General features: G+C 64.6%; 26 protein-coding genes. 9 read left to right on the plus strand and 17 right to left on the minus strand.

What is annotated here, in order from left to right; all coding sequences use genetic code 11:
• The first annotated feature begins 8 nt into the window (after positions 1-8).
• The 3 genes from QTH87_RS22205 to QTH87_RS22215 are packed head-to-tail and all read left to right on the plus strand — an operon-like array spanning position 9 to position 2,622.
• Complete coding sequence (locus QTH87_RS22205) at positions 9-992, plus strand: Bug family tripartite tricarboxylate transporter substrate binding protein (RefSeq protein ID WP_286612241.1); 984 nt, start codon at positions 9-11, stop codon at positions 990-992.
• The gene (locus QTH87_RS22210; RefSeq protein ID WP_286612242.1) at positions 989-1,726 is read left to right on the plus strand and encodes a FadR/GntR family transcriptional regulator; all 738 of its coding nucleotides are present in this window, start codon (positions 989-991) and stop codon (positions 1,724-1,726) included. The genes QTH87_RS22205 and QTH87_RS22210 overlap by 4 nt, the downstream gene beginning before the upstream one ends.
• Positions 1,723-2,622, plus strand: coding sequence for an isocitrate lyase/PEP mutase family protein (locus QTH87_RS22215; RefSeq protein WP_444812827.1), 900 nt, complete (start codon positions 1,723-1,725; stop codon positions 2,620-2,622). The genes QTH87_RS22210 and QTH87_RS22215 overlap by 4 nt, the downstream gene beginning before the upstream one ends.
• On the opposite strand, the gene QTH87_RS22220 is transcribed toward QTH87_RS22215, so the two are convergent.
• From QTH87_RS22220 to QTH87_RS22250, 7 genes are all read right to left on the minus strand, one after another.
• Positions 2,619-3,320: a nitroreductase gene (locus QTH87_RS22220; protein ID WP_286612243.1), complete on the minus strand. Its 702-nt coding sequence runs from the start codon at positions 3,318-3,320 to the stop codon at positions 2,619-2,621. The two genes, QTH87_RS22215 and QTH87_RS22220, sit on opposite strands and share 4 nt — an antisense overlap.
• Positions 3,317-3,760, minus strand: a complete 444-nt coding sequence (locus QTH87_RS22225; protein WP_286612244.1) for a Zn-ribbon domain-containing OB-fold protein — start codon at positions 3,758-3,760, stop codon at positions 3,317-3,319. The genes QTH87_RS22220 and QTH87_RS22225 overlap by 4 nt, the downstream gene beginning before the upstream one ends.
• A 10-nt stretch (positions 3,761-3,770) precedes the next feature.
• The gene (locus QTH87_RS22230) at positions 3,771-4,952 is read right to left on the minus strand and encodes a thiolase C-terminal domain-containing protein (protein WP_286612245.1); all 1,182 of its coding nucleotides are present in this window, start codon (positions 4,950-4,952) and stop codon (positions 3,771-3,773) included.
• A complete protein-coding gene (locus QTH87_RS22235) occupies positions 4,949-6,085 on the minus strand; it encodes a CaiB/BaiF CoA transferase family protein (RefSeq protein ID WP_286612246.1) in 1,137 nt (378 codons plus the stop codon). Before QTH87_RS22235 ends, QTH87_RS22230 begins: the two co-directional genes overlap by 4 nt.
• Positions 6,085-7,062 carry a Bug family tripartite tricarboxylate transporter substrate binding protein gene (locus QTH87_RS22240; RefSeq protein ID WP_286612247.1) on the minus strand — a complete coding sequence of 326 codons (978 nt, stop codon included), beginning with the start codon at positions 7,060-7,062 and terminating at the stop codon, positions 6,085-6,087. The genes QTH87_RS22235 and QTH87_RS22240 overlap by 1 nt, the downstream gene beginning before the upstream one ends.
• A 61-nt stretch (positions 7,063-7,123) precedes the next feature.
• Complete coding sequence (locus QTH87_RS22245) at positions 7,124-7,540, minus strand: hemerythrin domain-containing protein (RefSeq protein ID WP_286612248.1); 417 nt, start codon at positions 7,538-7,540, stop codon at positions 7,124-7,126.
• A gap of 13 nt (positions 7,541-7,553) precedes the next feature.
• Entirely contained in the window at positions 7,554-8,516 is a 963-nt protein-coding gene (locus QTH87_RS22250; protein ID WP_286612249.1) for a PDR/VanB family oxidoreductase, read from the minus strand.
• A gap of 65 nt (positions 8,517-8,581) precedes the next feature.
• On the opposite strand from QTH87_RS22250, the gene QTH87_RS22255 reads away from it, so the two are divergent.
• Genes QTH87_RS22255 through QTH87_RS22265 form a run of 3 tightly spaced genes read left to right on the plus strand, consistent with a single transcriptional unit; the run spans position 8,582 to position 12,954 of the window.
• Positions 8,582-9,898 carry a Rieske 2Fe-2S domain-containing protein gene (locus tag QTH87_RS22255; RefSeq protein ID WP_286612250.1) on the plus strand — a complete coding sequence of 439 codons (1,317 nt, stop codon included), beginning with the start codon at positions 8,582-8,584 and terminating at the stop codon, positions 9,896-9,898.
• A 16-nt stretch (positions 9,899-9,914) separates the two neighbouring features.
• Complete coding sequence (locus QTH87_RS22260; protein ID WP_286612251.1) at positions 9,915-11,225, plus strand: CaiB/BaiF CoA transferase family protein; 1,311 nt, start codon at positions 9,915-9,917, stop codon at positions 11,223-11,225.
• Positions 11,212-12,954: an FAD-dependent oxidoreductase gene (locus tag QTH87_RS22265; protein WP_286612252.1), complete on the plus strand. Its 1,743-nt coding sequence runs from the start codon at positions 11,212-11,214 to the stop codon at positions 12,952-12,954. Before QTH87_RS22260 ends, QTH87_RS22265 begins: the two co-directional genes overlap by 14 nt.
• On the opposite strand, the gene QTH87_RS22270 is transcribed toward QTH87_RS22265, so the two are convergent.
• Positions 12,951-13,694, minus strand: a complete 744-nt coding sequence (locus tag QTH87_RS22270; RefSeq protein WP_286612253.1) for a FadR/GntR family transcriptional regulator — start codon at positions 13,692-13,694, stop codon at positions 12,951-12,953. The two genes, QTH87_RS22265 and QTH87_RS22270, sit on opposite strands and share 4 nt — an antisense overlap.
• A 181-nt stretch (positions 13,695-13,875) precedes the next feature.
• Between QTH87_RS22270 and QTH87_RS22275 the strand changes: the two genes are divergently transcribed.
• The 3 genes from QTH87_RS22275 to QTH87_RS22285 all read left to right on the plus strand — a co-directional run bounded on the left by QTH87_RS22275 (position 13,876) and on the right by QTH87_RS22285 (position 16,178).
• Positions 13,876-15,075 carry a cytochrome P450 gene (locus tag QTH87_RS22275; RefSeq protein ID WP_286612254.1) on the plus strand — a complete coding sequence of 400 codons (1,200 nt, stop codon included), beginning with the start codon at positions 13,876-13,878 and terminating at the stop codon, positions 15,073-15,075.
• A gap of 14 nt (positions 15,076-15,089) precedes the next feature.
• Positions 15,090-15,413, plus strand: coding sequence for a 2Fe-2S iron-sulfur cluster-binding protein (locus tag QTH87_RS22280; protein ID WP_286612255.1), 324 nt, complete (start codon positions 15,090-15,092; stop codon positions 15,411-15,413).
• 132 nt (positions 15,414-15,545) lie between these two features.
• Complete coding sequence (locus QTH87_RS22285; protein WP_286612256.1) at positions 15,546-16,178, plus strand: MarR family winged helix-turn-helix transcriptional regulator; 633 nt, start codon at positions 15,546-15,548, stop codon at positions 16,176-16,178.
• Here QTH87_RS22285 and QTH87_RS22290 read toward each other — a convergent pair.
• The 9 genes from QTH87_RS22290 to QTH87_RS22330 all read right to left on the minus strand — a co-directional run bounded on the left by QTH87_RS22290 (position 16,135) and on the right by QTH87_RS22330 (position 26,717).
• Entirely contained in the window at positions 16,135-17,277 is a 1,143-nt protein-coding gene (locus QTH87_RS22290; protein ID WP_286612257.1) for an epoxide hydrolase family protein, read from the minus strand. The genes QTH87_RS22285 and QTH87_RS22290 overlap by 44 nt on opposite strands.
• Before the next feature lie 31 nt (positions 17,278-17,308).
• Positions 17,309-18,964 (minus strand): GMC family oxidoreductase, encoded by a 1,656-nt coding sequence (locus QTH87_RS22295; protein WP_286612258.1) that lies wholly within the window; start codon positions 18,962-18,964, stop codon positions 17,309-17,311.
• Positions 18,965-19,040: 76 nt separating this feature from the next.
• Positions 19,041-19,742 (minus strand): ABC transporter ATP-binding protein, encoded by a 702-nt coding sequence (locus tag QTH87_RS22300; RefSeq protein ID WP_286612259.1) that lies wholly within the window; start codon positions 19,740-19,742, stop codon positions 19,041-19,043.
• Positions 19,735-20,490 (minus strand): ABC transporter ATP-binding protein, encoded by a 756-nt coding sequence (locus QTH87_RS22305; RefSeq protein WP_286612260.1) that lies wholly within the window; start codon positions 20,488-20,490, stop codon positions 19,735-19,737. Before QTH87_RS22305 ends, QTH87_RS22300 begins: the two co-directional genes overlap by 8 nt.
• The gene (locus tag QTH87_RS22310; RefSeq protein ID WP_286612261.1) at positions 20,487-21,509 is read right to left on the minus strand and encodes a branched-chain amino acid ABC transporter permease; all 1,023 of its coding nucleotides are present in this window, start codon (positions 21,507-21,509) and stop codon (positions 20,487-20,489) included. The genes QTH87_RS22305 and QTH87_RS22310 overlap by 4 nt, the downstream gene beginning before the upstream one ends.
• The gene (locus QTH87_RS22315; protein WP_286612262.1) at positions 21,506-22,378 is read right to left on the minus strand and encodes a branched-chain amino acid ABC transporter permease; all 873 of its coding nucleotides are present in this window, start codon (positions 22,376-22,378) and stop codon (positions 21,506-21,508) included. Before QTH87_RS22315 ends, QTH87_RS22310 begins: the two co-directional genes overlap by 4 nt.
• Positions 22,379-22,391: 13 nt before the next feature.
• Positions 22,392-23,594 carry an ABC transporter substrate-binding protein gene (locus QTH87_RS22320; RefSeq protein ID WP_286612263.1) on the minus strand — a complete coding sequence of 401 codons (1,203 nt, stop codon included), beginning with the start codon at positions 23,592-23,594 and terminating at the stop codon, positions 22,392-22,394.
• Between the two features lie 44 nt (positions 23,595-23,638).
• Entirely contained in the window at positions 23,639-25,132 is a 1,494-nt protein-coding gene (locus QTH87_RS22325; protein ID WP_286612264.1) for an aldehyde dehydrogenase family protein, read from the minus strand.
• Positions 25,133-25,454: 322 nt separating this feature from the next.
• Positions 25,455-26,717 carry a LysR family transcriptional regulator gene (locus QTH87_RS22330; protein WP_286612265.1) on the minus strand — a complete coding sequence of 421 codons (1,263 nt, stop codon included), beginning with the start codon at positions 26,715-26,717 and terminating at the stop codon, positions 25,455-25,457.
• Positions 26,718-26,727: the final 10 nt, after the last annotated feature.

The following is a 26,727-nucleotide window of genomic DNA, read 5'->3' on the forward strand; positions in this document are numbered from 1 at the left end:
ACCACACAATGAAAATCCTTTCCTGCACCGTCGTCCTCGCGCTGGGAGCAGGCATCTGCCTCCAGGCGGCGGCCCAGGGTTCGGCGACTTCGTTTCCCGCCAAGCCGGTTCGAATCATCGTTCCATTCGCACCCGGCGGCGGCATCGACGTGCTCACGCGTGCGTTGGGCCCCAGGCTCACAGCGCGCTGGGGCCAGCCCATCGTGGTGGAGAACAAGCCGGGCGCGGGATCCTTAATCGGCACCCAGTACGTAGCGCAATCGCCTGCCGACGGCTACACACTGCTGGCGACGGTCAATCAAACCATGGTCGGGAACCGATACCTCTACAAGAAGCTGCCCTACGACCCGGACAAGAGCTTCGACCCGATCACCCTGATGGTCCAGGCCGATCAATTGGTCGTGGCCCACGTCGGCTTTCCGGCCAATACCCTGAGGGAAGCTGTGGAGATCGCTCGCGCCAAGCCGGGGACCGTCAACTACGGCTCGTTCGGAAATGGCAGTCAGCCGCACCTGCTGTTCTCGCTCGTGAACGAACGCGAGAAGGTCGATCTGACGCACATCCCGTACAACGGCATCACGCCGAATCTGACTGCCCTTGCCGCAGGCGACGTGCAACTCGGCACGGGTAGCGCTGCGGTGGTCGCGCCTTTCGTGGCCTCGGGGAAGGTCAAGCCGCTGGCGGTGGCCGGCGACAGCGTCATCGCGCAGTATCCCAGGGTGAGCACGACATCTCAGCAGGGGCTGCCGTACGCCAAGATCTCAATCTGGTACGGCCTCTTCGCGCCAGCGGGCACGCCGGCTGAGGTTCTCAACGAGATCCGAGCGGCCGTGCAGGCCGCATTGGCAGATCCGGAATTTGCGCAGCAACAGGTCGTGTCCAAAGGCTTGGCCGTTGTGGCGGGCGACGGCAAGCAGCTGCGCGAGGCCATCGCTCGTGAGGTCGAATCCACGGCGGTGATGGTCAAGGCCGCCGGGGTGGTGGCCGAGTGAGCGGCACCGCAAATGTCGCAACACCGACGCGCGCGCCGCGCGTGTTCGAGGCGATCTGCGACCAGTTGCGCGACAAGCTTTCACGCGGTGACCTGCAGCCCGGCGACAAGCTTCCATCGGAACGCGACCTCGCGGAATCGTACGGTGCCTCGCGCGCAGCCGTACGCGAGGCACTGCGCAATCTGGAACGGGGCGGCGTCGTCGAACAGCGTCGCGGAGTAAAGGGGGGAACGTTCGTACGCCAGGCGGATTCGACCCAGGTGAGCCGATCGCTCAATGACTTGTTGAGCGTTGGCGGCATCTCCATCGCATCCCTCACCGAGAGTCGCACGATCGTCCAGAGCGCGGTGGTGCGCCTGGCCTGCGAACGTGGCACCAAGGAAGACTTCGATCTGCTCGATCAGAGCCTCGACCGCACGGCGCTTCTCACACGACAAGGGCATCTCGACGAGCGCCGCGTACAGCTTCTGCAGTTCTACCGCCTGCTGGGACGCGCCACGCACAACGACGTCATGGTCATACTCGTGGAGTCGCTCACGGACATGGTATTGACGCTTCTGGCACGCAGCAATGCACCTCCGCGTACATCTACCGTTCGCACGCACAGGCAGATCGTGCGGTGCCTTCGCGAGGGCGACCCCGATCGCGCACAAGCCCTCATGACCACCCACCTCACCCGGCTGCATTCGCACTTTTCCAGGGCAGCTGCGGACTCCCAGGCCCGGAAGCCATGAATCCAGATCCTCACTACGGGAAGCCCCGACCCGGAACGGCCTTGCGGACGCTGCTCGAAAGCCGGCGCGGCATGCTGGTTCCCGGTTGCGGGAACGCACTTGCTGCCCGGGTCATCGAGTCCATGGGCTTCGAGGCGGTATACCTGAGTGGCGCCGGCCTCACGAACAATTTCTATGGCGTACCGGACCTCGGGTTCATGAACCTGTCGGATGTCGCGAATCACACGGCGGCAGTGCGCGATGTCGTTTCGATTCCGCTGATCGTCGACGCGGATACGGGCTTCGGCAACGCCCTCAACGTGCGCCACACGGTGCGAACGCTGGAACGCGCAGGGGCCAACGCGATTCAACTAGAGGATCAGGTCATGCCGAAGAAGTGCGGACACTTCTCGGGCACGACTATCATTGATGCCTCCGAAATGATCGCCAAGATCAAGGCAGCCGTGGATGCACGCCAAGAGCACGATTTTCTCGTCATCGCACGCACTGATGCACGTGCTGCCCAGGGCCTTCCAGAAGCTCTCGACCGCGCCCGACGCTACGCATCGGCAGGCGCCGACCTGACCTTCGTGGAAGCACCCCTGAGTGTCGGCGAGTTGAGGCAGATTGCCGGCCTCCCCTGCCCGCAGGTTGCCAACGTCGTAGTCGGAGGCAAGACCCCTGCCCTGTCGGCGGCTCAATTTGCCGAACTGGGCTTCGGAATGGTCTTGTACGCGAACGCGGCGCTGCAAGGCGCCTTGCGCGGGATGATGAATGCGCTGGGTTGCCTGAAGGCAGAAGGAATCCTGCTCGAAGACCCCACACTCGTCGCCGGATTCGCCGAGAGGCAGGCCATGGTCAACAAGGATCTGTTCGACGAACTGTCGAGTCGGTACGAGGTCCCAGCCAACGGCTAGCCCGACACGAAGGACACCACGTCATCCAGATCTGCCCGAGTGGTGCGGAACCGGTTGACCGGATGCGCGGGGTCGGCATAGCCGAACGAGATCCCGCAGACGACCAGGCGGTCATCGCCCAATCCGAAAAACTCCCGCACGCGCTTCGGCCGCCCGGCAAGCGACGCCTGCGGAACCGTCGCGATGCCGACGCTGGTGGCGGCCAGCAGGAAGTTGGCGACGAAGGCCCCGCAGTCCACGGCGCCGTAGACGCTCAATGCCGCGTCGCTGGTGATGATCGCGACGTGAGGGGCGCCGAAAAGGCGGAAGTTCTCGCGTGCCTGGCGCGCCGAAGCCTCCCGGTCGCCCCGCGCGATTCCCACGCTGTCGTAGAGCTGCATCGCGCAGTCGAAGCGACGTTGTCGGTGTGCGCCTTCGTAGGCCTTCGGCCATTCGAAGTCGGGACCCGCCTCGCCGGGCTCGGGGGCGGAGAGCATGAGCGCGCGAAACCTCTCTGTGGCCGCGCCCTGCGTGATGTGCAGCTTCCACGGCTGCGCATTGCACCACGAGGCAGTGCGCAATGCATGCTCGAGGATCTGCCGCTGCACGGCAAGCGGCACCGGATCCGCAAGGAATGCACGACAGCTGTGCCGGGCGTCCAGGAGTTGGCCGAGCACGCGGCTCGCCTCCCCGTCTTCCGCATACCTCTCGTGCGTCATGCGTACCGCCATTGCAGCAGCGAATAGGGCACTGCTGCGTTGGGGTGATGCTCATACTGGCCCGTCACCGCGGCGCCGATCCGGACCTCCTGCACGGGATCGCCCAACAGATTGCCGACCAGGCGCACGCGGCCCGCATGCGGCAATTCAACCAGAACGGCCAAGTACGGGCCGCAGCTCTGGAGCGCCGGATGCACCGGATGCCAGGCGCGTTCCCAGCTGTAGATCACACCCTCCGCGGGGATCTCCACCCACGCCGGATCGAAGGCATGGCAATGGTGACAGAGGCATTCCGGGCCGAACTGCCAGGTACTGCAACGGGCGCATCGCTGTACGCGCAGACGCTCCTGCCGCAAACCGCTCCAGAACGGCTCCGCCACGCCGTCGGATTCGGCAACAGGGGCCGGCAACCCCTCTGGTAGGTAGAACTTGGTCGTCATCGATGCCCCTTCAAAGTGCCGCGGCAGAGCCGAGCATCAGGTTGCTCGAGGGCGCCACCATCGGCCCACCGATGACCAGCCCCACGTCGTTCCGGGGCGCCTGGTTGGTGGAGGTGCCGCGCACCTGGCGCACGGCTTCGAGCACCAGTTCGAAACCGTGCATGTAGCACTCCGCAAGGTTGCCGCCGCTCGTGTTGAGAGGCAGTCGGCCCGCGGGCGCCGTCAGGTTGTCGAGCGTCAGGAAATCGTTGGCCTGCCCGGGCTCGAAGAAGCCATGCTCGGCCAGCGCCATGATCACCCCGCCCGTGAAGTTCTCGTAGCTCTGCACCACCCCCACATCGGCGGGCGAGACCCGCGCCATGCGGTAGAGATCGCGAGCCACGGTGGTGAAGTTGGCCGACGCATAGTCCGGCGAGTTGTGCGCCTGGCTGCCGAAGCGCTCGCTCGCGCCCGATGCGGCACCCAGCACGTACACGGGCTTCTGTCGAAGGTCCCTGGCCCGCTCGGCATCCATGAGTATCAGCGCAGCGGCGCCGTCGTTTTCCATGCAGCAGTCGAACAGATGGAAGGGCTCGACGATCCAGCGCGATGCGTCATAGCGCTCTTCGCTCAGGGGCTTGCCGTGCATCACCGCTCGGGGGTTGTTCTGCGCGTGGTGATAGGAAGCCATCGCGATCGCCCGCAGCGCCTCCTGCCGGACGCCGTGCTCGTGCATGTAGCGCATGACCCGCATGGCAAATCGCTGCGGCGGTGCGATCACGCCATACGGCACGAGATAGGAGCGCTCGCCCGAGATCGTGCCCGAGGCCGAGTTCTGCCCGAAGCGTCCGAACTGCCCTTGGGCCAGGGAACGGAAGACCACCACGCAATCGGCCTGGCCGGTGGCGATCGCGGCCGCACCGTTGGCGACTGCGCCGCAGCATCCACCGCCACCACCGCCCCATTGCATGGTCGACGAACGCAGGCGCGGCAGGCCGAGGGCCGTCGCGAGCCTGACGGCGTCGCTTCGGTCGTCGCTGTACGACGCGAAGCCGTCGATCTCGTGGGCACTGATGCCCGCATCGCCGCAGGCCGCAAGAATCGCGCGCAGTGCCAGCTTGAACTCGGGTTCAGGCGACTGGCCGTGCTTGAAGTACTCGGTCTCGCCGATGCCGACGACCGCGACCTTGCCTCGCAATGTTCGCTCGCTCATCGCTGTCCTTGTTCCCTGAGGGTTGGTTCCTTCGCTTTCCAGCGCTGCAGTGCGGCTTCGGCGGTGGAAGCCGCCACCGACGGCGCGGCCACCGCGCTGGTCGGCGTGCGCGAGAAGCGAGGTGCAGGCGCGGGATGCACCACGCCCTCGATCTCCACGAAGTTGCCGCGCGCCAGATTGTGCGGATGCACCATCGCTTCGCTGAGCGTGAGTACCGGAGAAACACAGGCGTCGCTGTCTGCAAAGACTGCTTCCCATTCGGAACGGGGGCGAGACTTGAACGCCGACGCGATCGCTGCTCGCAGTTCGGGCCAGCGTGATTCGTCGTGCTGCGCTGCGTTCCAGCTTTCGTCGAGGCCGAGGCGGTCGGTGAAGAGCGAGAAGAACTGGGGTTCGATGGCACCGACGCCGACGTGCTGTGCGTCTGCAGTGGCATAGACGCCGTACCAGGGCGCACCGCCGTCCAGCATGTTGCCTTCACGCTCTTCGGTGAAGCGCCCGCGCTGCTGCTGGGCGATGAAGTGCGTCATCAGCTGAATCACACCGTCGGTGATGGCCGAGTCCACGACCTGTCCCTTGCCCGAACGACTGGTCTCATGCACGGCCGCCAGCACACCGAGCGCCAGGTACAGGCTGCCGCCCGCGTAGTCGCCCACGAGGTTGAGGGGCGGGGTGGGCCGATCCTTAGGACCGATCGCTGCGAGCGCCCCGGTCAGGGCGATGTAGTTGATGTCGTGGCCGGCGGTCTTCGCCAGTGGCCCTTCCTGGCCCCACCCGGTCATGCGACCGTAGACCAGCCTCGGATTTCTGGCCATCACGACCTCGGGCCCCAGTCCCAGGCGCTCCATGACACCCGGCCGGAAGCCCTCGACGAGCACATCGGCCGCGTCGAGCAGGGCAAGTACCTGCTCCTTGTCTGCGGGGGCCTTGAGATCGGCGGCCACCACCGTGCGACCACGGTTGACGATCTGCAAGGGGTCTGACGTGCGCGCACCGGGCCGATCGACCAGCACGACGTCGGCGCCCATGTCGGCAAGCAGCATGCATGCAAAGGGCGCCGGCCCGAGGCCGGCGAACTCGACCACCCGCAGGCCTGCGAGCGGGCCCCGCGCCACGAAGGCGTTCGAGTTCATCAATCCAAGCGGATGTTCGCGCGCTGGGCCACCGGCCCCCACTGCGCCATCTCGTCGCGGATCATGCGGCCCATCTCTTCGGGCGTGCTGCTGCGGGCTTCGATGTTTCGATCAGCGAACATCTTCTTGACCTCCGGCTGGGCGACGGCATGCACGACCGCTTCGTGCAGCTTCGCGGCCACTGCGTCCGGCACGCCGCTGGGTGCCAGCACGCCGAACCAGGCGACGCTGCGGAAGCCGGGCACCTCCTCGGCGATGGCCGGCAGGCCTGCCACCGTCGCAGTGCGCTGCGGAGTGCCCACCGCGATGTACCGCACCTTGCCGGCCTGCACCATCGCCTGGCCGTCGAGGCCGGTCACGAAGGCCGCCTGCAGTTGGCCGCCGCCAAAGGCCGTCATCATGGGCGCGCCTCCGTTGTAGGGCACGTGAAGCATCTGGAGGCTGGCCAGGCCATTGAAGTATTCGCCCGTCAGGTGCGACAGCGAGCCGTTGCCCACCGAGCCGAAGTTCCATGCGTTCCCGGACTTCTTCGCCGCAGCGAGAAACTCCTTCAGATTCTTCGCGGGGCTGTCGGCGGCGATGGCCAGGATCATTGGCGTGATGGCGACGGTGGAGATCGGACGCAGATCCTTCAAGGCGTCGTACGGCGTCTTCTTCAGCAGCGGCAAAATCGCATTCGGGCCCGAGTTTCCGAAAACCAGCGTGTAGCCGTCGGCGGGTGCCTTGGCGACGAAGTCCGTGCCGATGGAGCCACCCGCGCCGACCTTGTTCTCGACGATGACCGGCTGCTTGAGGAAGTCCGACATGGGCTGCTGGATCGCCCGTGCCAACTGGTCCGTGCTTCCGCCCGCGGCGTAGGGCACCACGATGCGGATCGGCTTCGAAGGAAACTTGTCCTGGGCCGAGACGAGCGGTGCGACAGCGGCAAGCGAAAAAAGGAGGCCCGTGGTCAGGGCGGCGCGACGAGAGTGGGGCATGTTGTCTCCGGATGGAGCGGTTTTAATGAGTCATCAATGGTAGAACCATACTAACAATGAGTCAATGCGTGGCGACCCCTCGATGAAAGACCAGCGGCTTGGCGCCCAGCCGCTGCTTGCAGATCCACGTGGCCAGCGCCGAGTCCAGGTGCGTCGCATGGGCTGGAAACCATTCGCCCAAGGCCCGGATGAACGACCGACCAATCACGAAATTCCCCGCGGCGACCAGCGGGCGCACCTCGCTCGCCGAGCGCAGGACTGCAGCATGTTCGGCCGCATGGCAATCGCGAGGCGGAAAGTCTCCGCCCGACATCCAGTTGTCTTCCATCGCGAAATGGCTTTCGAGATGAACGATCAATGCATCCAAGGTGCAAAGGAGTTCCTGGTCGCTGCAGACACCGGCAGTAGACAGGAGTTCTTCGAATTCGGCATGCACGTCGTCCATTTCTGCATGGCCGAGCACGATCGGTTGGTTCATGTATCGCCTCGCTTCAAAGGTCCAGGACCAGGTTGCCCGATCGGGCGCCGGAGCAGCAGATCAGCATGGCGCTGTTAGAGGCCTGCTCGTCCTGCGTGAGGAAACAATCCCGGTGGTCCACGTCGCCCGAGATGACCTTCGTGTAGCACGAACCGCAGACGCCCTGGCCGCAGGAATACGGCATGTCCATGCCTGCCGCCAGCAGCACGTCGAGGATCGTCTTGCCACTCGGCACGGTGTGACGCTGGCCGGTGCTGGCCAGTTCCACCGTGTAGCCGCCCTCGGTGGCCAGCGGCTGGGCGGCGGCGAAGCGTTCGTAGTGCACTGTCTCGGACGAACGATTCTTTGCCGCATCCAGGAAGTCGTCGACCATGCGAGCAGGACCACAGCAATACAGGTGCGCAGCCGGTGATCCTTCCAATGCGCGAACCACCTGACTCACGTCCATGCGCGGCGTCGATCCGTCGGAGAAGTGGAAGAAGACCTGCCCGCCGCCTCCCGCCAGTTCCATCAATCGATCGTGGAATGCCATGCGTGAAGGCGCCGGGGCTGCGTAGTGAAGCTGCCAAGGATGTCCCAGTTCGGCGAGCCGCTCGATCATCGGCAACAGCGGCGTGATGCCGATCCCGCCGGCCAAGAAGCAACTCAGTTCCGACTGCTCCACCAGCGTGAAGTCACCCTTCGGAACACTGATTTCCAGGGCGGCCCCCACGACGGCCTTGTCGTGCAGACACGCAGAGCCTCCGCGTCCCTGCGCTTCGCGCTTGACGGCGATGAGATAGGCGCAACGGTCCACTGCGCGCCTCACGAGCGAGTAGCTCCTGAGCTGTCCTTCGGGCATCTGGACATCGACATGGGCCCCGGGCATGAAGTCGGGCAAAGGTTCACCGCCGGCCGAGGCCAGTTCCAGGCAGACCACTTCTGCTGTCTCCATTCTTCGGTCTCGAACGACCACGGGGAATTTGATCGGGTTCATGTAGACAGCGTATCACGAATCTGCTAAATTCTATCAATGGTTGAACCATTAATAAGGATAACGCGATGCTGAAAACCGAAGACAACGAACTGCTGGTGCGCGTCGGCCCGCAGACGGCCATGGGCGATCTGATGCGCATGTACTGGCTTCCTTTCCTGCTTTCGGACGACGTTCCGGTGGATGGTCAGCCGTACCGGGTCCGCCTGCTGGGCGAAGACCTGGTGGCGTTTCGCGACAGCGAGGGGCGCGTAGGCCTGGTCGACCAGGCCTGCCCTCACCGTGGTGCCCCGCTCGTGTTCGCGCGCAACGAAGAAGGCGGCCTGCGCTGCGTCTATCACGGCTGGAAGTTCTCGGTCGATGGCCGCTGTCAGGACATGCCCGCCGAGCCGGCAAACACACCGATGCTCAATCGGGTCCGGGTGAAGGCCTACCCCGTTCGCGAACGCAACGGCATGCTCTGGACCTACATGGGCCCCGACGAGAACCCGCCGGAACTGCCCAGCATGGAATGGAACATGGTCCCTCAGGAGAACGTGCATGTGTCCATGCGCATCCAGGACTGCAACTGGCTTCAGGCGCTCGAGGGCGAGATCGATTCGGCACACGCGGCCATCCTGCACGGGCGCGTCGACGCGGGCGGCAGCATCGACCAATGGAAACAGGCAGCGGATCTGACGCCGAAGTTCGAAGTCGTGCAGCACGATGGCGGCCTGCATGTCGCGTCGCGGCGAAAGCTGGGCGAAGACCACAACTACATCCGCGTCAACCAGTTCCTGATGCCGTTCTGGACCCTCGTGCCTCCCTTCTCGCAGTATCCCGAGCTGAGCGGCCATGCCTGGGTGCCGATCGACGACGAGCACACGCTGTGCATCATGTTCTCGTACCATCCCGCGCAGCCCTTCTACGAGAAGACACGCAAGCTTTTCAAGAGCGGCTACAAGGACCGGGAAACCGGTCACGCATCCGAGGCATCGTTCGCCGAACCGCGCCCCGTGACCCATCCGTACCACACGTACTGGAGCAGGTACAACCGCGACAACGCCTACGGCTATGCGCCGGAGCTGGCCAAGACCTACAACGCCGGAATGCCCGGACTGTGGCTGCAGGACGCGGCCTGCCAATCCGGCGTCTCGCCCATCTACGACCGCAGCAAGGAAAACCTGGGCCTGAGCGACAGCGGCGTTGCGAGAACCCGTCGCGTGCTGCTGGAGGCGGTCAAGCGCCTGCGCGCCGAAGGCGTGCGTCCGCCATCGGTCCAGGACGCATCGAAGTTCCTCGTCCGCGCGATCTCCATCACGGTGCCCGAAGGAGCGGACTGGATGGCTGCAGGCAGCGAATTCATGCGAGCCGAGCCCGGCAAGGACTTCGGCTACGCGCCGTGAACCACATCCAGCATTCATGACCACCTCCATTCAGCCCACACTCGCCCAACGCGCGGCGGAATTCCCGGCCCACGTCGCTCGACCCGCGCAGGCGCCGACGGCCCTGCAGGGCATCCGCGTGGTCGACTTCACCCACTTCATCGCCGGGCCGCTGGCGACGATGTTCCTCGCCGACATGGGCGCCGATGTGGTGAAGATCGAGCCGCCCGAGCGCGGCGACGAGCTCCGCTACTACCCGCCCGCAGTCCCGGGGCTGGAAGCCCAGGGCGGCCCATTCCTCTGGAGCAATCGCAACAAGCGCAGCGTTGCCATCGACCTCAAGGCTCCCGCGGGAATCGAGGTCGTACGGAGCCTGATTGCAGGCGCCGACGTGGTCGTCGAGAACTTCTCGACCGGCGTCATGGCGCGGTTCGGCCTCGACTACGAGGCCTGCCGAGAGCTCAATCCCAAGCTGATCTACTGCTCCGTCTCGGCCTACGGCCGCGAAGGTCCGTTCTCCGACCGCCTCGGCTTCGACCCCGTGGTCCAGGCGGAGAGCGGCTTCGTCTCCATGAACGGATACCCGGACCGCATGGGTGTTCGCGCCTCGTCAGCCGTCATGGACATCAGCACCGCGATGATGGTTTCCAACGCGATCCTGGGCGCCCTCTTCGCACGCGAGCGGCAAGGCGAAGGCCAGTTCGTCGAGGTGGCCCTGTTCGACACCGGCCTGCTGATGACGGGGTGGGCCACCATGCAGCATCTTGTCTCCGGCAAGGAGCCTGAGCGCAATGGCAACACGAGCCCCGACACCTGCCCCTCGGGTGTCTTCGAGGCCTCCGACAAGCCCTTCTACATCAACTGCGGCAACGACAAGATCTTCCAGAGGCTGGTCGGACAGGTCCTCGAACGGCCCGACCTGGCGGGCGACGAGACGCTGATGAACCGCAACGGCCGCATCGCCCGGCGCGACTTCCTGTTTCAGGAACTCGGCGAGGCTTTTCGACAGCACCCTTGGCCGCACTGGCAAGCCCGGATGCGCGAGGCGCAGATCCCGTGCGGCGAGGTTCGCACCGTGGGAGAAGCGATGCGCTCGGCCGAAGCCGAGGCGCGTCGCGTGGTGACGCACATCCCCCATCCCACGCTGGGCCAGATTCCGAACATCGCCTCGCCGATCCGCTACGCGCGCACACCGATGGTCGATCCGACACCTGCGCCGAGCATCGGGCAGGACACCGAGGCGGTGCTGCGCGAGGTTCTGGGCTGGAGTCCTGACAAGGTGGCAGACATGGCACGCTCGGGAGCGTTCGGGCGGCGAGTTGCTGCACCAACGGTTGGATCCGCATGACGCCGACATGGCGGTGTTGAAGGCGGATCGTCCTGACGAGTGTCATAACGACCTCGTCGTGGTCGGCGCCGGCGCAGCAGGCATGACCGCAGCGCTGGTTGCCGCGCTGCATGGCTTGAAGGTGACACTGCTCGAGGCCACCGAGCAGGTGGGCGGCACCACCTCCACATCGGCCGGCACACTCTGGATCCCGGGCAGCAGTCACGGCACGCGCGCCGGTCATGGCGACAGTCTCGACGAGGCGCGGACCTACCTCGATGCGTTGATCGGTCCGGACGATCCGCAAGGCTTGCGGACGGCCTACCTGTCTTGCGCAGCGGAGGCTATCGACTATCTCGAAGCGAACTCGAGCGTGGAGTTTCGATCCGCGGGCACTCATCCTGACTATCTCGAACTGCCCGGTGCTGCCATGGCCGGCAGAGCGATCTCTCCGGTGGAATTCGATGGCCGACGGCTAGGCAACGCATTCTTTCGCGTGCGGCCGCCAATGCCGCATTTCATGGTTCTTGGCGGCATGATGGTCGGCAAGGCGGACATCAGCGCATTGCTCGGGCGCTTTCGCTCCACGGGCAAGCTTCTTCACACTGCGCGCCTGCTCAGCCGCTACGCCCTCGACCGCCTCAGGGGCTACCGCCGCGGCACACGCCTGGTGATGGGCAACGCGCTGGTGGCGCGCCTGCTCATGAGCCTGCAGCAAGCGGGGGTGACCGTGTTGTATGGCATGCGTTGCGAGAGCCTTGTCCACGAGGCCGGACGCGTCTCAGGTGCCCGGATCCGGAGGGGAGAGTCCGGCGAGAGCCGGGTCATCGGCTCGACGGCCGGCGTTGTGCTGTGCACGGGCGGCGTGGGACACTCCAGCGAATTGCGGCGAGCGTTCGGCACCGATGTCCTGCAATCGCGCTCCCTGTCCTTCGAGGGCAATCGGGGCGAAGGAATCACGGCCGCGCTCGCCGTGGGCGCAGCGCTCGAGCGCAGTACGCCCGATTTCCTGTGGCAACCCGTGTCGCTGGTGCCCGAGCGGGCCGGGCGCCAATCGCTCTACCCTCACCTGTTCCTGGACCGCGCCAAGCCCGGCCTGCTCGCGGTCGATCGCGCCGGCCGGCGCTTCGTCAACGAAGGCGCGTCGTATCACCACTTCGTCGAAGCCATGCGGCTGGCAAGCGAAAAGGTGCAAGGCCCGGCGCCCGCCTATCTCATCTGCAACGTCGCCTTCGTGAAACAGTACGGCCTGGGCGCCATCCATCCGGGCAAAACGGACCTGGGCACCTGGGTGGAGCGCGGCTATGTCGCTGTCGCCGACACATTTGAAGCCCTGGCCCGCAAATTGGGCATCGAAGCCGAAGGGCTCGAGTCAAGCGTCAGGCAGATGAACGAAGCCGCCGTCCAGGGTGGTGACGTCGTGTTCGGCAAGGGCAGTACGGCGGTGAGTCGCTTCAACGGCGATCCGGACCAGGTGCCCAATCCTTGCCTGGCGCCCTTGATCGAAGGTCCCTATGTCGGTCTCGAGATCTGGCCTGGCGAGTCAGCGAGCAGTTCGGGCATTTCGACGACAGCGGATGGTGAGGTGCTCACCGCTTCGGGGCTCGTCGTCCCCGGGCTCTACGCGTGCGGGAACGACATGGCATCGATCTGGCGGGGTACCTATCCCGGGCCCGGCGCTACGCTGGGGCCGGCGATGGTGTTCGCCTACCGACTGGTGCGAGGCATCGTTGCGAAGCGTCAGCGCTAATCGGCACCGTGTGAGGCCGCCAATCGGGCATCCCACTGGTCCATGTACTTCGTCTGCAACCTGGTCAGCGCCTTGGTCATCTCGGCGACGGCTGCGGTGGCGTCACGAGCGCGCAGATGCTTCAAGAAGCGGCGGCGCGAAGGCAGGATGAACGAGTTGTCGCTCGGCCCGATCTGGGCGATGAAATGGGCGAAGACTTCGACGATGCCTTCCATCGTGATCACGAGAATCGGATTGCGTGTGGCTTGGGCCAGGAGGACATGGAACTGGCGGTTGTGCCGGGCGCGCTCATCGAACTCGGAGGCCTTCGCCACGGCGTTGATGTTGCCCTCGAGCGCCGCGAAGTCCTCGTCCGTCGCTCGTTCGCACGCCACGCGCACGACGACTTCGGACAGCCATACCCTCGCCTCGGTGAGTTGCTCGGGCGTAATGGCGCCCAGGTGATAGAGGTCGCGCATTCCACTGACGATCACGCCGGAGCTTCCGAAACGCACGAAGGCGCCGCCGGTGGCGCCCTTCCGCATCTCGACGATGCCTGCATGTTCGAGCGCACGCAAGGCTTCACGAAGCGTGTTGCGACTCACGCCAAGTCGCGCCGAAAGGTCGCGCTCGGATGGCAGACGGTCACCGGGCTTGAGTCGCCCGCCCGCGATCATTTCCCTCACTTGAGCGGAGATTTCGTCGACGGCCCGGGTCGGTGCGATGGCAGAAAAATCCATGGGGAGAGAACCAGAGTTCATTGGCTCAATCATTCTACCCGAACGCTTCTTTTCGCAAATCCATCGCCATGCACTATCGGACTGTCCAAGAGACCGAAAAGATAGGTCCGCGCGAACCTAGGGAAATCGAGCACGCGAAAAATGTTGAACGTTCAACTAAATGTCTCTACATTCGATTCTTGCCCACGAAAGGATGTAAGACATGGAAGCGATAGCAACGCAGATTCCCCGGATCGACGTCGACCCATTCAGCGACGCGATGATCGACGAACCGTACGAGATGCACGATATCCTGCGCGAGGCCGGACCTGTCGTCTTCATACCCAAATACGACTTGCACGTCGTCGCGCGACACGCGCAGGTCCAGTCTGTCCTGACGAACTGGGAAAGCTTCATTTCCTCGGCTGGCGTCGGCCTGGCGAATTTCAAGCACGAAGCGCCCTTCCGTCCCAAGAGCCTGCTGCTCGAAGCGGACCCGCCAGATCACACGGTCGTGCGGACGGTCATTTCGCGCGTCATGTCTCCCAAGACCATCCAGCAGCTGCGCGACCTCTTCGAGGCGGAAGCCGAAGCAATGTTCGATCGCTTGCTGGAGAAAGGACGAATCGAGGGCGTCAAGGAGCTTGCGGAACACTTTCCCCTCAAGGTGTTTCCGGACGCGGTGGGTCTCGAGTCCGAAGGCCGCGACAACCTGCTCCTCTACGGAGATATGGTGTTCAATGCGCTGGGGCCTCGCAACGACCTGTTCGAGCGTTCGATGGAGCGTTTCAAACCGGTATCGTCCTGGGTCATGGACCATTGCGAGCGGAAGGCCCTGCGTCCGGGCGGACTTGGCCATCTGATTTACCAGGCGGCCGATACAGGCGAGATCACGCACGAGCAGGCTCCGATGCTTGTTCGATCGTTCCTTTCTGCAGGCGTCGACACCACCATCAACGGCATCGCCAATGTTCTGTTGACGCTCGCGCGCCACCCGGGCGAGTACGCCAAGCTGCATGCCAATCCGGCACTCGCGCGGCAGACCTTCGAAGAGGGCCTGCGGTACGAGTCCATCGTGCAGACCATTTTCCGTACGACGTCGCGTCCGGTCGAGATTGACGGCGTTGAGATCGACGGCGATCGCAAGGTGCTGACGCTCCTGGGCGCTGCGAACCGGGATCCGCGCAAGTGGTCCGAACCGGATCGCTTCAATGTCGATCGCAACCCCGTGGGCCATCTCGTGTTCGGCGCCGGCATCCATGGCTGCGTGGGCCAGATCATTGCGCGGATGGAAGGCGAGATCGTCCTGAGGACACTGGCCCGCAGGGTAAAGCGCATCGAACTGACCGCACCCCACGAGCGCCACCTGAACAACTCGCTGCGAGCCATGCGAAAGCTCCCGCTGGAAATCTTCCCTGCCTGACGCAGTCAACGAACATGCCCATCGTCAACGTCACGCTGCCCGGTGGCCGGGAGATCCAGCTCGATGCCGTCGCCGGCAACACCTTCATGCGCACGGCGGTCGATGCCGCGACCGAAGGAATCATCGGCGAATGCGGCGGCGCCGCGATGTGCGGAACGTGCCACGTGCTGGTGCATCCCGAGTGGCTGGATCGGCTTCCCGCCATGAGCCAGAACGAGAACGACATGCTCGACTGCACCGCCGCACCCCGACAACCTCAGAGTCGGCTGGGGTGCCAGTTGCAGATCACCCACGTCCTGGATGGGCTCCAGCTGACACTTCCTGAGCGGCAGCGGTAGGCGGCTCCCCGAGGCGGGGCGGAAAAGGCGTTAGGCTTGAGGGATGGCATCCATCCCCAGCCTTTCGTGAGCTCCCGAAAAGCATCCAACCCCCATCCCCGCTCGTCGCTGCGCCCCACCCGGGAGGGACCCGTGCTCGACCTCAACCGGTACGTGCCGGGTCTTCTCACTCTCATCGCCAGCAACCTCTCGGGCGGCGCATCGAGTGCCTATCTGTCTCTCTACGCCATCGGCATCGAGACCTGGCGGGTCATGGTCATGCTGGCCATCGAAGGCAGGGTCACTGCGCAGCGCATTGTTCAACTGCTGGATGCGGACAAGGGAGCGATCTCGCGCACGCTCAAGTCGATGCAGGCGCAGGGCCTGGTCCGGCTGGAACCCGACGAGAACGATGGTCGGGTGCGCCACGCGGTGTTCACGAGCAAGGGGCGGCGCCTGCACGACCGCATCATTCGCCTGGCGCTGGTTCGCGAAGCGGCAGCGATCTCCGTGCTGACGGACGAGGAAGCCGAGACGTTTCGATCGCTGCTGCGACGCGTCTACATGAACCTGCCCAACGTCGAGAACGCCACGGTCGACTTCAGCCGTGAAGAGCGCGAGGCGCTCGGGCTTCCCGCCGATGGGCCGCCGCTGCGCCGCAGAGGTGGATCGACCGCCACCGCAGACCCGGAGCCGGAACCGAAACCGAAACCGGAGCCGGAATGGGAACCCGACCTCCAGGCTAGTAGCCAACCTGCGAAAAGAACGCGCGGACCTCGTCGCTGAACGCCACCGGCTCCTCCATGGCCGCGAAGTGACCGCCTGCGCCCATCTCGGTCCATCGCGCCACCGCATAGGCGCGCTCCGCGACGATCCTGGGCGGGTACGGAATGAATTCCGAAGGGAAGCATGCCACCCCTGTGGGCACCTCGACCCTCGGCACACGTGATCCGGGCGGGCTTTCCTCTGCGCGTCCCCGGTACATCCAGAGCGCCGGCCCCACGGCATCATTGACCAGATAGATCATCAGGTTCGTGATCAAGGTGTCTCGCGAGAAGCGACTCTCGATGTCGCCCCGCGTGTCGCCCCACGATCTGAATTTCTCGCAGACCCAGGCGGCGAAACCCAGCGGGCTGTCCGTCAGCGCAAGTGCGACGGTCTGCGGCTTGGTGCTTTGAATCGCGAAGTAGCCCAATTCAGCCGACCGTACCGTTGCGACCCGTGCGTGATACGCCAATTCGCTAACCGTGGCCGAGTCCGAAGGCGTGAAGACCCAGCTCGGCAGCATGTTGAGATGGATGGCGCGCGTCACGTCCGCATGGTCGATGCCCAGCCAACTGGTGACGGCCGCTCCCCAATCGCCTCCCTGAGCCGCGAACTCCTTGTAGCCAAGCACCTCCACCATCAACTGGCGCCACAGCGCGGCAACCGCTCGCGGCCCGATCGGGCGTGGCGGCGCCGCAGAGAAGCCGTATCCGGGCAAAGACGGAATGACGAGATCGAAACCCTCGCGCGCATCACCGCCGCGACGTTCGGGAAAGGCCAGGCGCTCGATGCACGCCTGAAACTCCAGGATCGAGCCCGGCCAGCCATGCGTGAGCAACAAGGGGCGCGGCCGGGCCGAGGATCCCTTGATGTACTGGAAGTGGATGTCCAAGCCGTTCAACGAAGCCTTGAACTGCGGCCAGCGATTGAGCTGCTGCTCGGCCGCCCGCCAGTCGTACGCCGTGATCCAGTGATCGACAAGGCCATGCAACCATGCGGCATCCGTGCCATAGACCCAGCCGGCGTCGTCGGCCGGCGCAGTGGCCCAACGAGCGCCCGCCAGGCGTCGACGAAGGGAGTCGATCACCGCGTCTTCGACCTGAATCGTGAATGGGGTCAATCGACGATCCTCCGACGCGTTCTGCGTGCTTCTAAGCCAGGACGACTTCGGGCCGAGGCACGGCAAGGCCACGTTCCTGCTGCGCCTGATTCAGGATGAAGGCGGCGACGCGTTCGCCGATCATCATGGTCGGCGCGCTGGTATTGCCGCCGATGATGTTGGGCATGATGGACGCATCCGCGACGCGCAGCCGACCGACGCCGTGCACACGCAGCTTGGCATCCACCACGGCCGCGGCATCGGAAGCCGGCCCCATCTTGCAGGTACCCACCGGGTGATAGACCGTCGAAAGCGTGGCCCTGATGGCACGTTCGAGTTCCTCGTCCGACTGGTTGTCCTTGCCCGGCGTGCGCTCGAGGCCGAGATGCTCGCTGATCGGCGCGAGAGACAGGATTCGGCGCGTCTCCCTGACGCCCGCGATCAACGTCTTGATCTCTTCCCTGGCTTCCAGGAAAGCTGGATGGAGCACCGGCTTGTCTACGGGATTGGACGAGGACAACGACAGCCAGCCGCGGCTCGTCGGCCGCAACAGCGAGACGAGCAGCATGATGCCGTGCTCGCGCGGAATTGCGCGGGCGGTGCCCTTCAAGCCTGCCAGCAGCGTAACCTGAACATCCGGACGGTCGAGTTCAGGGCGTGTGCGAAAGAACCCCCCGCCTTCGGCCGCATTGGACGCCAGCATGCCGCGACGCCCGACAAGGTACTCGAGCGGACTCATGGCTGCACGAGGCAGCGAACGCCAAGACAGGGCGTACGCGCGCGAAGTGCGATCCATCATCGCGATCGGAACGGAGGGATGGTCCTGCAGGTTGCGCCCCACACCTGGCAGATCGTGCAGCACGCGGACGCCGCTCTTCTCGAGCTCATGCGCTGCACCGATGCCTGAGACCATCAGGAGGTGCGGAGAGTTGATCGCGCCCCCTGCGAGAATGACTTCCTGCGAGGCAGTCAAGGATTCACGCTGGCCACCCTTGATCACCGTCACGCCGGTGGCTTCGGCTCTGGAAACGTCGACGCGCTCCACGAAGCAATCTGTGAGGACCGTCAGGTTGGGGCGCGACATCACGGGATGCAGAAACGCACGAGAACTCGACAGCCGTGTCCCGGTTCGCTGGTTGACATCCCAGACGCCGAAGCCGTCCTGTTCCTGGCCGTTGAAATCATCGGTCGCATGGTGTCCGCCTGCCACTGCGGCAGCCACGAAGGCCTTGGTGAGCGGATTCACCGCCCGGGGCTGCTGCACATCCAGTTCGCCCTCGCTGCCATGCAGGGCCTGGTCGCCGAACAGCCGGCGCTCGTGGCGCTTGAAGTACGGCAGCACGTCCTCGAAGCCCCAGCCCGGATTGCCTTCGGCCAGCCAGCCATCGTAGTCACTGCGGTGTCCCCGGATGTAGACCGATCCGTTCACCGAACTGCAGCCACCCAGCATCTTGCCGCGCGGGCAGGGAATCGCTCGACCACCGACCCCTGCTCCCCCGGTAAATTCGTACTGCCAGTTGTATCTGGCGTGAGGCAGCAGAAAGATGTTCCCGATTGGAAGCGTCGCCTTGAGATTGGTCGGAAAGCCCAGATCCGAAGGCCCCGCTTCGATCAAGGCGACTCGAACGGACGGATCGGCCGAGAGGCGATTCGCGATGACGCAGCCGGCCGAGCCGGCGCCCACGATGATGTAGTCGAAGCCAGTCATTCGGTCTTTCCAATCCATCTTTTCATACCGTTCTCTCAATCACTTCCCGCCGTGCCAGACGGGCCAACCCGTCAGGTCAAACCCCTAAATACTGTTCGAGTAGCTCAGGCCGCTCCTTGAGTTCCCGGCAACTGCTGCGCAAGGTCGGCTCGCCCCGGCTCATCACGATTGCGTCATCGCAGGTGTCGAAGATCGTCTCGAGCCGTTGGTCCACCACGATTGCCGTCAGCCCGCTCTTTCGCAAGCGCTGCAACAGATCGACGACCTCGTCCACGATCTTCGGCGCCAATCCCTCTGTGGGTTCGTCGAGCAGCAGCATGCGCGGCTGGCAGACCAACGCACGCGCGATGGCCAGCATCTGCTGCTCGCCGCCGGACAGACCGCCGCCCGGCGCCTTCGAACGCTCGGCCAAGCGCGGGAACATGTCCAGCACGTCGTCCACCGACCAGCGCTGGACCTTGTCCTTGTGCAGCCTCGCGGCCAGCCGCAGGTTCTCGATCACCGAAAGGCTGCGAAAGATTCCCTTGCGGTCCAACACCAGGGCCAGGCCCGCTCGCGCGATGGCGGAAGTGTTCCAATGCGCCACATCGACGCCGCCGAAAACGACCTTGCCGGCAAACGGCCTCACGGGCCCACAGAGCGCCTTCAGCAGCGTCGTCTTGCCCACGCCATTGCGCCCCAGGATGCCGAGGAACTCACCGTCGGCAACGGTGAAGCTGAGGTTGTCCAGCACGCTGAACTGGGCGTACCCGGCGCTGAGATCTCGCACTTCAAGCACGGTGTGCTCCCTTCAGGTAGGCGCTTTGCACACGCGTATCGGCCTTCACCTCGGCTGGCGTTCCGTCGCAGATGATGCTGCCGCGTTCGAGCACCACGACCCGATGGGCGATGCGATCGACCACGCTCAGGTCATGTTCCACGATGACCACCGTCAGCCCTTCGAGCAGTTCAGCCATCAGATCGAGGATCACGGCGGTTTCAGCATGACTCATCCCCGCGGTCGGCTCGTCGAGCAGCACGATCTGCGGCTGCGTCGCCAGCGTGATCGCCAGCTCGAGCTGCCGCTGTTCTCCATAGGACAGCTCGCTGGCCTGTGCGTCCTTCGGGCGTCGGATGTTGACCCTGCGAAGCCAGCGCTCTGCACTCTCGTTGCAGGCTCGATTCGATGCCGCAGCCTTCAACGGATTCCAGTTGCTCCAGCCCGCGCGGTTCTGCACCCCGAGTCGCACGTTCTCGAGCAGACTGAGCTGCGGAAAGATGTTGGTCTTCTGGAAGCTGCGCCCAACCCCCAGTTGGGCGCGCTGCCTAGCGCTGGAGCGACTCACGTCATGGCCGGCAATCACGATCTTTCCTCCGGACAGCGACAACCTGCCGCTGATCAGATTCAATAGCGTAGTCTTGCCCGCGCCATTGGGGCCCAGCAGCGCACATCGCTGTCCGACGGGAATCACGAGGTCCACGCCATTGACTGCGCCAAAGTCGCCGAATCGCTTGACCACGCCATTCAACTCGATCGCGTAGTTCATGGTGACTGCTCCTTGCCGACCACCCGCCTCGCCGCATTGGCCCGCGGGCCCACGAGTCGCCGCAGTCGATCCCGGACAATGGGGACGATGCCTGCGGGTGCGAACATCACGAGCCCGATGAAAGCCAGCCCCACGAAGAGCCGCCAGTGGTCGGTGTACGAGACCGCATAGTGGGACAGGCCCACGTACAGGGCCGCACCCACAACCGGACCCAGGAGCGAACTGGTTCCACCCAGGATCACCATGAGGATGGCCTCGCCCGACACGGTCCAGAACAGCGAACCCGGGCCGATGAATCCGAACAGCGTGGCGTTCAGGTAGCCGGCAATGCCACCGATGGCACCGGAAATGACGAAACCGGCGAGCTTGTATCGCTGCGTTGCATAGCCCAGGACGACCATCCGCTCCTCGTTCTCCCGAATGCCTGCAAACACCGCCCCCATTCGGGAGCGCGACAAGGTGTGAACGAACCACAGCACCAGGACGAACAACGCGAGCACGAGGTAGTAGAAGCCGGCATCGCTGCCAAGGCCAAGCCCAAGCGATTCCGCGACGCCCTTCGGAAGCTTCGGTCTCGGAACTCCGCTCAGGCCGTTGACCCCGCCGGTCCAGCCATCGTTCGCAGTGGCCAGCACGTAGAGAAGCTGTGCGAATGTCAGGGTGATCATCGTGAAGGCGATCTCGCGCGTCTTCAGGGCAATCCACCCGAACACCGCGGCCACGGTCGCCGTAGCCAACACGGTGAGAACCAGCGACGTCAACAACGAGGGCGTGAAACGCATCAGCACCAGTGCCGCCACGTAGCCACCGAGGCCGAAGAACGCACTGAAGCCGAAATTGACCAGCCCCAGAAGTCCGATCTGGACGTACAGCCCGACCGCCATGATCGCGAAGATCAGGATGTCGGCGGTGAACTCGGTGCCCGATCCCACCGAGAAATAGGGTACCGACAGCAGCGCTGCAGCAGTGAAGGCCAGGGTCAGAAGGCGGATGAGCTCGCTCTTTGCAATCGTGCTCATGCGCCCTCCGCTTTTCCTAGCAGGCCATGCGGCCGCAACAACAGCACGAGCGTAAGAACCCCGTACATCACCGCGGGCGCATAGCCTGCAACCAGCACCTGCCCAACGGTCAAGGCGTAGCCGATCAGGATGCTGGCCAGCAATGACCCAAGGACCGATCCGAGGCCACCGATCACGACGACCACGAGGCAGGACACCAGCACGTCGTCACCCATGCCCGGAAACGCGTTGACGATCGGAATCGCCACATAGCCGGCGACCCCCGCCAGCCCGGCACCGATCAGGAACACCAGACTAAACAGCGCCGTCACCTTCATGCCCAGCAATTCCGAGGCCTCGCGATCGTCCACGGCAGCCCGAACCGCGGTGCCGATCGGCGTGCGCACGAGGCCGGCGAAGAGGCCTGCACAGACGACCACGCCGAACGCGATGAGGAAGAGTCGGTAGCCCTCGATGCTGGCCCCGAGCCACTCGTAGGAATCGCTGAGCAGGTCCGGTCGAGGCAGGCTGCGAATCTCGCCGCCCCAGACGATCCGGACAAGTTCGTCGAAGACGAAAATGAGCCCGAACGAGACCAGCATCTGCGCGAACGGGCCGCGCGGATAGAGCCTGCGGAACAGGGCGCGCTCGATCAGCCATCCCGCCACGGCAGCGGCGACGGCGGCAACGATCGCCCCGAGAATGAACGAGCCCGAGAGCTTCGCCGCGGTCAGGCCCGCGAAGGCGCCGAGCATGTAGAAGGATCCGTGGGCCAGGTTGACGACGCGCATCAGGCCGAAGCTGAGTGTCAGGCCGGCCGAAATGACAAACAGGAGAAGTCCCGCCTGCAATCCATTGACCAGGTATTCAATGAGACTTCCGGTAGTCATCCGTGCCTACCGCTCAGTCCCAGGCCAGCTTGCAGGAGGTGTCTGGATCCCTGACCTTGTCCATGGTCTGCAGCACCTCATGGCCGAAGCTGCCGTTGGGACGCTTGATGACCTTCGTGATGTAGATGTTCTGGATCACGTTGCCGTCCTTGGCATCGATCTTGAAGTAGCCGCGCGGGCTGTCGATCTCCGCGTCGATCATGGCCTGCCGCACTGCGGCCTTGTCCGAGACGTTGCCCTTGAGGCGACGGACCGCATCGATGATCAGGCGCATCGAGTCGTAGCCCGCCACGTCCACCGCGGCCGGTGGCCGGTTGTACTTCTTCTTGTAGGCAGCAACGAAGGCCTGGTTGCGCGGGGTGTCCATGCTCTGGACATACTGGCCGGAGCCGATGACGCCGATCGCGTTGTCCTTCAGGGCATCGAAGAAGAACTCGTCGGCGTTGCTCTGCGGACCGACCTGCTGCGGCTTCAGCTTCGCCTGGGCGTACTGGTTGATGAAATTGACCGTTCCGCTTCCGGGGATGAAGTTCCACACGACGTCCACGCCGTCACCCAGCCCGCGCAGCTTGGTCATGACGCTTGCGAAGTCCGCGGTTCCCATGGCGGGCCACTGCTCGTCGACGATCGTGCCGCCGCCCTTCTTGAAGCCGTCTGCGAAGGCACCGCCCATCTGCTTGCCAGCGACATAGTTCGAAGCCACGATGGCTGCGCGCTTGCCGAGCTTGCTCGATGCGTATTCGCCCATCGGGTAGTTCCATTGCCAGTTCGAGAACGAAGTGCGGATCACGTAGGGGCTGCAGAGTTCTCGTGTGAGCTCGTCGTTGCCGGCGTTGGCGATCAACAGGAAGGTCTTGGAGCGATGCACCTCGTCGCGAATGGCTGCGGCAACGTGCGAGGCCACCGGCCCCACGAGGAAATCGACCTTCTCGTCCTTCACATAGCGGCGCACCAGTTGCAGCGCGACCTTGGGATCGTTCTTGTCGTCCTCCTTGACGAGCACGATCTTGCGGCCCGCGACCGAGCCACCGGCCTCCTCGATAGCCAGGTTCATCCCGTCGAGGATCGCGTTTCCGTAGACACCCATGACCTGGGAAAAGGACAGCACGGTACCGATCTTCAGATCCTCGGCGGCTGTCGCCGAGATCGCGCCGAAGGCGAGCGTGGTGGCGAACGCTGCGCGGGCGCAGGTCAAGGATTTCTTGATTGGGTTCATCTTGTCTCCGTCGAAAGTTGGTGGGTTTGTGTTTGCCTGCTCGCCTACTGATCCAGCTTGACCATGACTGCCTTGGTCTCGAAGTACTCTTGAATGTGTTCGTTGCCCGACTCGCGGCCGAATCCGCTCATCTTGTAGCCACCGAAAGGAACGGCCGGATCGAGCACCTGATAGCAGTTGACCCACACCGTCCCGGTCCGCAGGCCCTTCGCGACGAGGTGCGCGTTGTTGAGATCACGGGTCCAGACCCCACCGCCCAGGCCGTACTCGCTGTCGTTGCCGCGTGCGATCACTTCATCGATGTCGTCGAATGCAAGTGCGGCGGCAACGGGGCCGAAGATCTCCTCCCTTGCGATGCGCATGTCGTCGGCAACGTCGACGAACAGGGTCGGAGGCACGAAGTAGCCGTCGGCCAGCGCCCCCTCCGTGAGCCGGGCGCCACCTGCCAGCGCACGTGCGCCCTGCTCCTTGCCGACCTGCAGATAGCCGCACACGCGATCGAGCTGCTCCGAGGACACGAGGGGACCCATCTGCGTGCTCTCATCCAGGGGATCGCCGACGCGAATGCCCTTCGCAAAAGCGGCGACCCGCTCCACGAATTCGTCGTAGATGGGCCGTTGCACGAACATGCGCGTGCCCGCGCTGCAGATCTGGCCGGAGTTCATGTAGACCGCCATGGCGGCGCCGGCAACGGCAATGTCCATGTTCGCGTCGGCAAACACGATGTTGGCCGACTTGCCGCCGAGCTCCATCGACAGTCGCTTCAGGTTGCCGGCGGAAGCACGCACGATCTTGCGGCCCACTTCCGTCGATCCCGTGAAGGCGATCTTGTCGACGCCAGGGTGCTCCGCGAGGGCCGCACCGGCATCGCCCAGCCCCACCACGACGTTCACGACGCCATCGGGGATGCCTGCCTCGATGCACAGCTCGGCCAGCCGCAGGGCCGAGAGCGGCGTCTGCTCTGCTGGCTTGAGAACCACGGTGCACCCCGAAGCCAGCACCGGGCACAGCTTCCAGATCGCCATGCCGATCGGACCGTTCCAGGGGTTGATCGCACCCACCACGCCCACCGGCTCCTTGAGCGTGTAGGTCAGAGAATCGTGAGGCATGAAAGAGCTGTTGATCGTCTCGCCGTGCGTGGAGGTAGCCAGGCCGCCGTAGTAGCGCAGCAATGCGCCCGCGCGCTTGCGCCCGAGGATCGTGCGCGAGATCGGCGCCCCCAGATCGAGCGTATCGAGCATGGCCAGTTCGTCGTGGTGACGATCGACCAGGTCCGCGAGCCGCGACATCACCTGCTGGCGGTCGGCGGGACGCCACTTGCTCCAGGGGCCTTCGAAAGCGCGCCGCGCAGCTTTCACGGCGACGTCGATGTCTTCGGCTGCGCCCTGCGAGACCTCGGCCAGCACCTTGCCGGTGGCTGGATTGATGGTCTGAAACGTCTTGCCCGACAGTGCAGGGACGTGCTTGCCATCGATGTACAGGAGCTTCGGGCCTCCCTCAAGAAAGGCCGGAAACGGCCGCGTGCTGCTTGGCTGCATGGATTTATGGCTGAAGGAGGAAAAGCCGCTCGGGCACGAATGGCCAGGCGGGTCAGAAGAGACGGAATTCGCGATGGCTGCGCCGACTGGGTCGACTACGCCGCAGAGCCAGCGGCTGCAGGGGCGGCGAGGGGCAACGGCGTCGGATCGATCTCATCGTGTTTGTCTCCAGAGCGGTCTCTCTTCAGGACCGCTTCTCATGAATGTCTGGGAGGCAATGTACGTTGATTGGATCAACCATTGAATTCAAAAGGTCGAATGGCTATTCAAAAACCGGAAGTCCGATGCCGCAACCCACGCCCTCAGCGACCGGAGGGTCGCGTCAGATCCAGGGCGCTTCGATCAGGGGCTTGCGGCTTGCCGTAGCGCCGAGCCCGGCAGAGGCCTCGCGCAGCAGCTCGAGAAAGCGACTCTGGCCGCTGGTCGGACGCCAGCTCTGCCGCATGGTTGTGCCGATGGTCGGCATGCTTCCGGCCAGGGGCTCGCCGATGCGCGCGAGCAGACCGCTTCGGATCTGGAGTGCGACCTGATCCGGCATCGCGAGCGTCAACATGTCGCTGCTGGTCAACAGGCGGCCGATGATCATGATCGAGCCGCATTCCACCGGCACCTGTGGCCGGTCGATCGGGAACAGGCGCTCCCATTCCGCGCGCAATGGCGATGTCTCGGGAGCGATGATCCAGGGGTATTCCCCCAATGTCGCGTTGCCGGGATTGTCCCGGCCCACCAGCGCATGCTGATGCCCTGCCACGATGATCGGCGCCTCCGTGTAGAGTGGCATCGACCTGAGATCCGAAATGCCCTCGACGGGCAGCTCGCCCACGATGAGATCGATCACGCCATCGCGCAGCGACTCCACAAGTTCACCCCAGTTGCCCTCGAGCACGCGAAAGCTCGCGGGAAAGCGCTCCGCAACCATCATCGACATGGCCTCGGGAACGAGGAACGCCCTCGCCAGTGGCGTCGTGCCGATCGATATGGTCGGACTGTGCGGATCCAGTCCGAGCTCCGACAGCGCCGCCTGCAACTCCTTTACCGCCAGCCAGCAGCTGCGCGCGAAGCGCCGGCCGCCGAAGGACATGTGCACTCCGCGACCCCTTCGCTCCACGAGCCTCTTGCCGAGCGCTTCTTCCAATTCACGCACGGCCCGATGCACCGCGGCCTGCGACAGGCCGAGATCCGTCGCGGTCGCCGTGAAGCTTCCCGCCTTGAAGAGGCCGAGGAAAGCGCGCAGCTGGGTCATCGTCAAACGCCGATCGGGCTCGAAGGTGGTCCCGGCGATGAGCCTGCTGCCCGCCGTCAGGTGCTGCATGCTCGCGGTTGCCCTTTCAAGCACCAAGCGGCCCGCCGGCGTCGGATCGATCCCGTCCGAGCGGCGCTCGAACAACACCTCGCCGAGCTGGCCCTCGAGCTTCAGGATGCCCTGGGTCAGCGCCGGCTGGCTGATGCTCAGGGCGATCGCGGCGGCACTGATGCTGCCGTGCTCGTGCACGGCGATCAACCCGCGCAGATGACGCAGGTTCAGGTGGAAGGCCGTCGTCATCGCATCGCGACCGACGGACCGTGAGCTCTTTGGCTGATCCATGTTTGCGGAC

This window comes from Variovorax jilinensis, from assembly GCF_030316885.1.
GTDB lineage: Bacteria > Pseudomonadota > Gammaproteobacteria > Burkholderiales > Burkholderiaceae_C > Variovorax > Variovorax jilinensis.

Excerpts from the sequence above, each read along its gene's own strand:
- QTH87_RS22205 (WP_286612241.1), top strand. The coding sequence starts at position 9 with ATGAAAATCCTTTCCTGCACCGTCGTCCTCGCGCTGGGAGCAGGCATC.
- QTH87_RS22215 (WP_444812827.1), top strand. The coding sequence starts at position 1,723 with ATGAATCCAGATCCTCACTACGGGAAGCCCCGACCCGGAACGGCCTTG.
- QTH87_RS22220 (WP_286612243.1), bottom strand. The coding sequence starts at position 3,320 with ATGACGCACGAGAGGTATGCGGAAGACGGGGAGGCGAGCCGCGTGCTC.
- QTH87_RS22225 (WP_286612244.1), bottom strand. The coding sequence starts at position 3,760 with ATGACGACCAAGTTCTACCTACCAGAGGGGTTGCCGGCCCCTGTTGCC.
- QTH87_RS22230 (WP_286612245.1), bottom strand. The coding sequence starts at position 4,952 with ATGAGCGAGCGAACATTGCGAGGCAAGGTCGCGGTCGTCGGCATCGGC.
- QTH87_RS22235 (WP_286612246.1), bottom strand. The coding sequence starts at position 6,085 with ATGAACTCGAACGCCTTCGTGGCGCGGGGCCCGCTCGCAGGCCTGCGG.
- QTH87_RS22240 (WP_286612247.1), bottom strand. The coding sequence starts at position 7,062 with ATGCCCCACTCTCGTCGCGCCGCCCTGACCACGGGCCTCCTTTTTTCG.
- QTH87_RS22245 (WP_286612248.1), bottom strand. The coding sequence starts at position 7,540 with ATGAACCAACCGATCGTGCTCGGCCATGCAGAAATGGACGACGTGCAT.
- QTH87_RS22250 (WP_286612249.1), bottom strand. The coding sequence starts at position 8,516 with ATGAACCCGATCAAATTCCCCGTGGTCGTTCGAGACCGAAGAATGGAG.
- QTH87_RS22255 (WP_286612250.1), top strand. The coding sequence starts at position 8,582 with ATGCTGAAAACCGAAGACAACGAACTGCTGGTGCGCGTCGGCCCGCAG.
- QTH87_RS22260 (WP_286612251.1), top strand. The coding sequence starts at position 9,915 with ATGACCACCTCCATTCAGCCCACACTCGCCCAACGCGCGGCGGAATTC.
- QTH87_RS22270 (WP_286612253.1), bottom strand. The coding sequence starts at position 13,694 with ATGAACTCTGGTTCTCTCCCCATGGATTTTTCTGCCATCGCACCGACC.
- QTH87_RS22275 (WP_286612254.1), top strand. The coding sequence starts at position 13,876 with ATGGAAGCGATAGCAACGCAGATTCCCCGGATCGACGTCGACCCATTC.
- QTH87_RS22280 (WP_286612255.1), top strand. The coding sequence starts at position 15,090 with ATGCCCATCGTCAACGTCACGCTGCCCGGTGGCCGGGAGATCCAGCTC.
- QTH87_RS22295 (WP_286612258.1), bottom strand. The coding sequence starts at position 18,964 with ATGACTGGCTTCGACTACATCATCGTGGGCGCCGGCTCGGCCGGCTGC.
- QTH87_RS22305 (WP_286612260.1), bottom strand. The coding sequence starts at position 20,490 with ATGAACTACGCGATCGAGTTGAATGGCGTGGTCAAGCGATTCGGCGAC.
- QTH87_RS22310 (WP_286612261.1), bottom strand. The coding sequence starts at position 21,509 with ATGAGCACGATTGCAAAGAGCGAGCTCATCCGCCTTCTGACCCTGGCC.
- QTH87_RS22315 (WP_286612262.1), bottom strand. The coding sequence starts at position 22,378 with ATGACTACCGGAAGTCTCATTGAATACCTGGTCAATGGATTGCAGGCG.
- QTH87_RS22320 (WP_286612263.1), bottom strand. The coding sequence starts at position 23,594 with ATGAACCCAATCAAGAAATCCTTGACCTGCGCCCGCGCAGCGTTCGCC.
- QTH87_RS22325 (WP_286612264.1), bottom strand. The coding sequence starts at position 25,132 with ATGCAGCCAAGCAGCACGCGGCCGTTTCCGGCCTTTCTTGAGGGAGGC.
- QTH87_RS22330 (WP_286612265.1), bottom strand. The coding sequence starts at position 26,717 with ATGGATCAGCCAAAGAGCTCACGGTCCGTCGGTCGCGATGCGATGACG.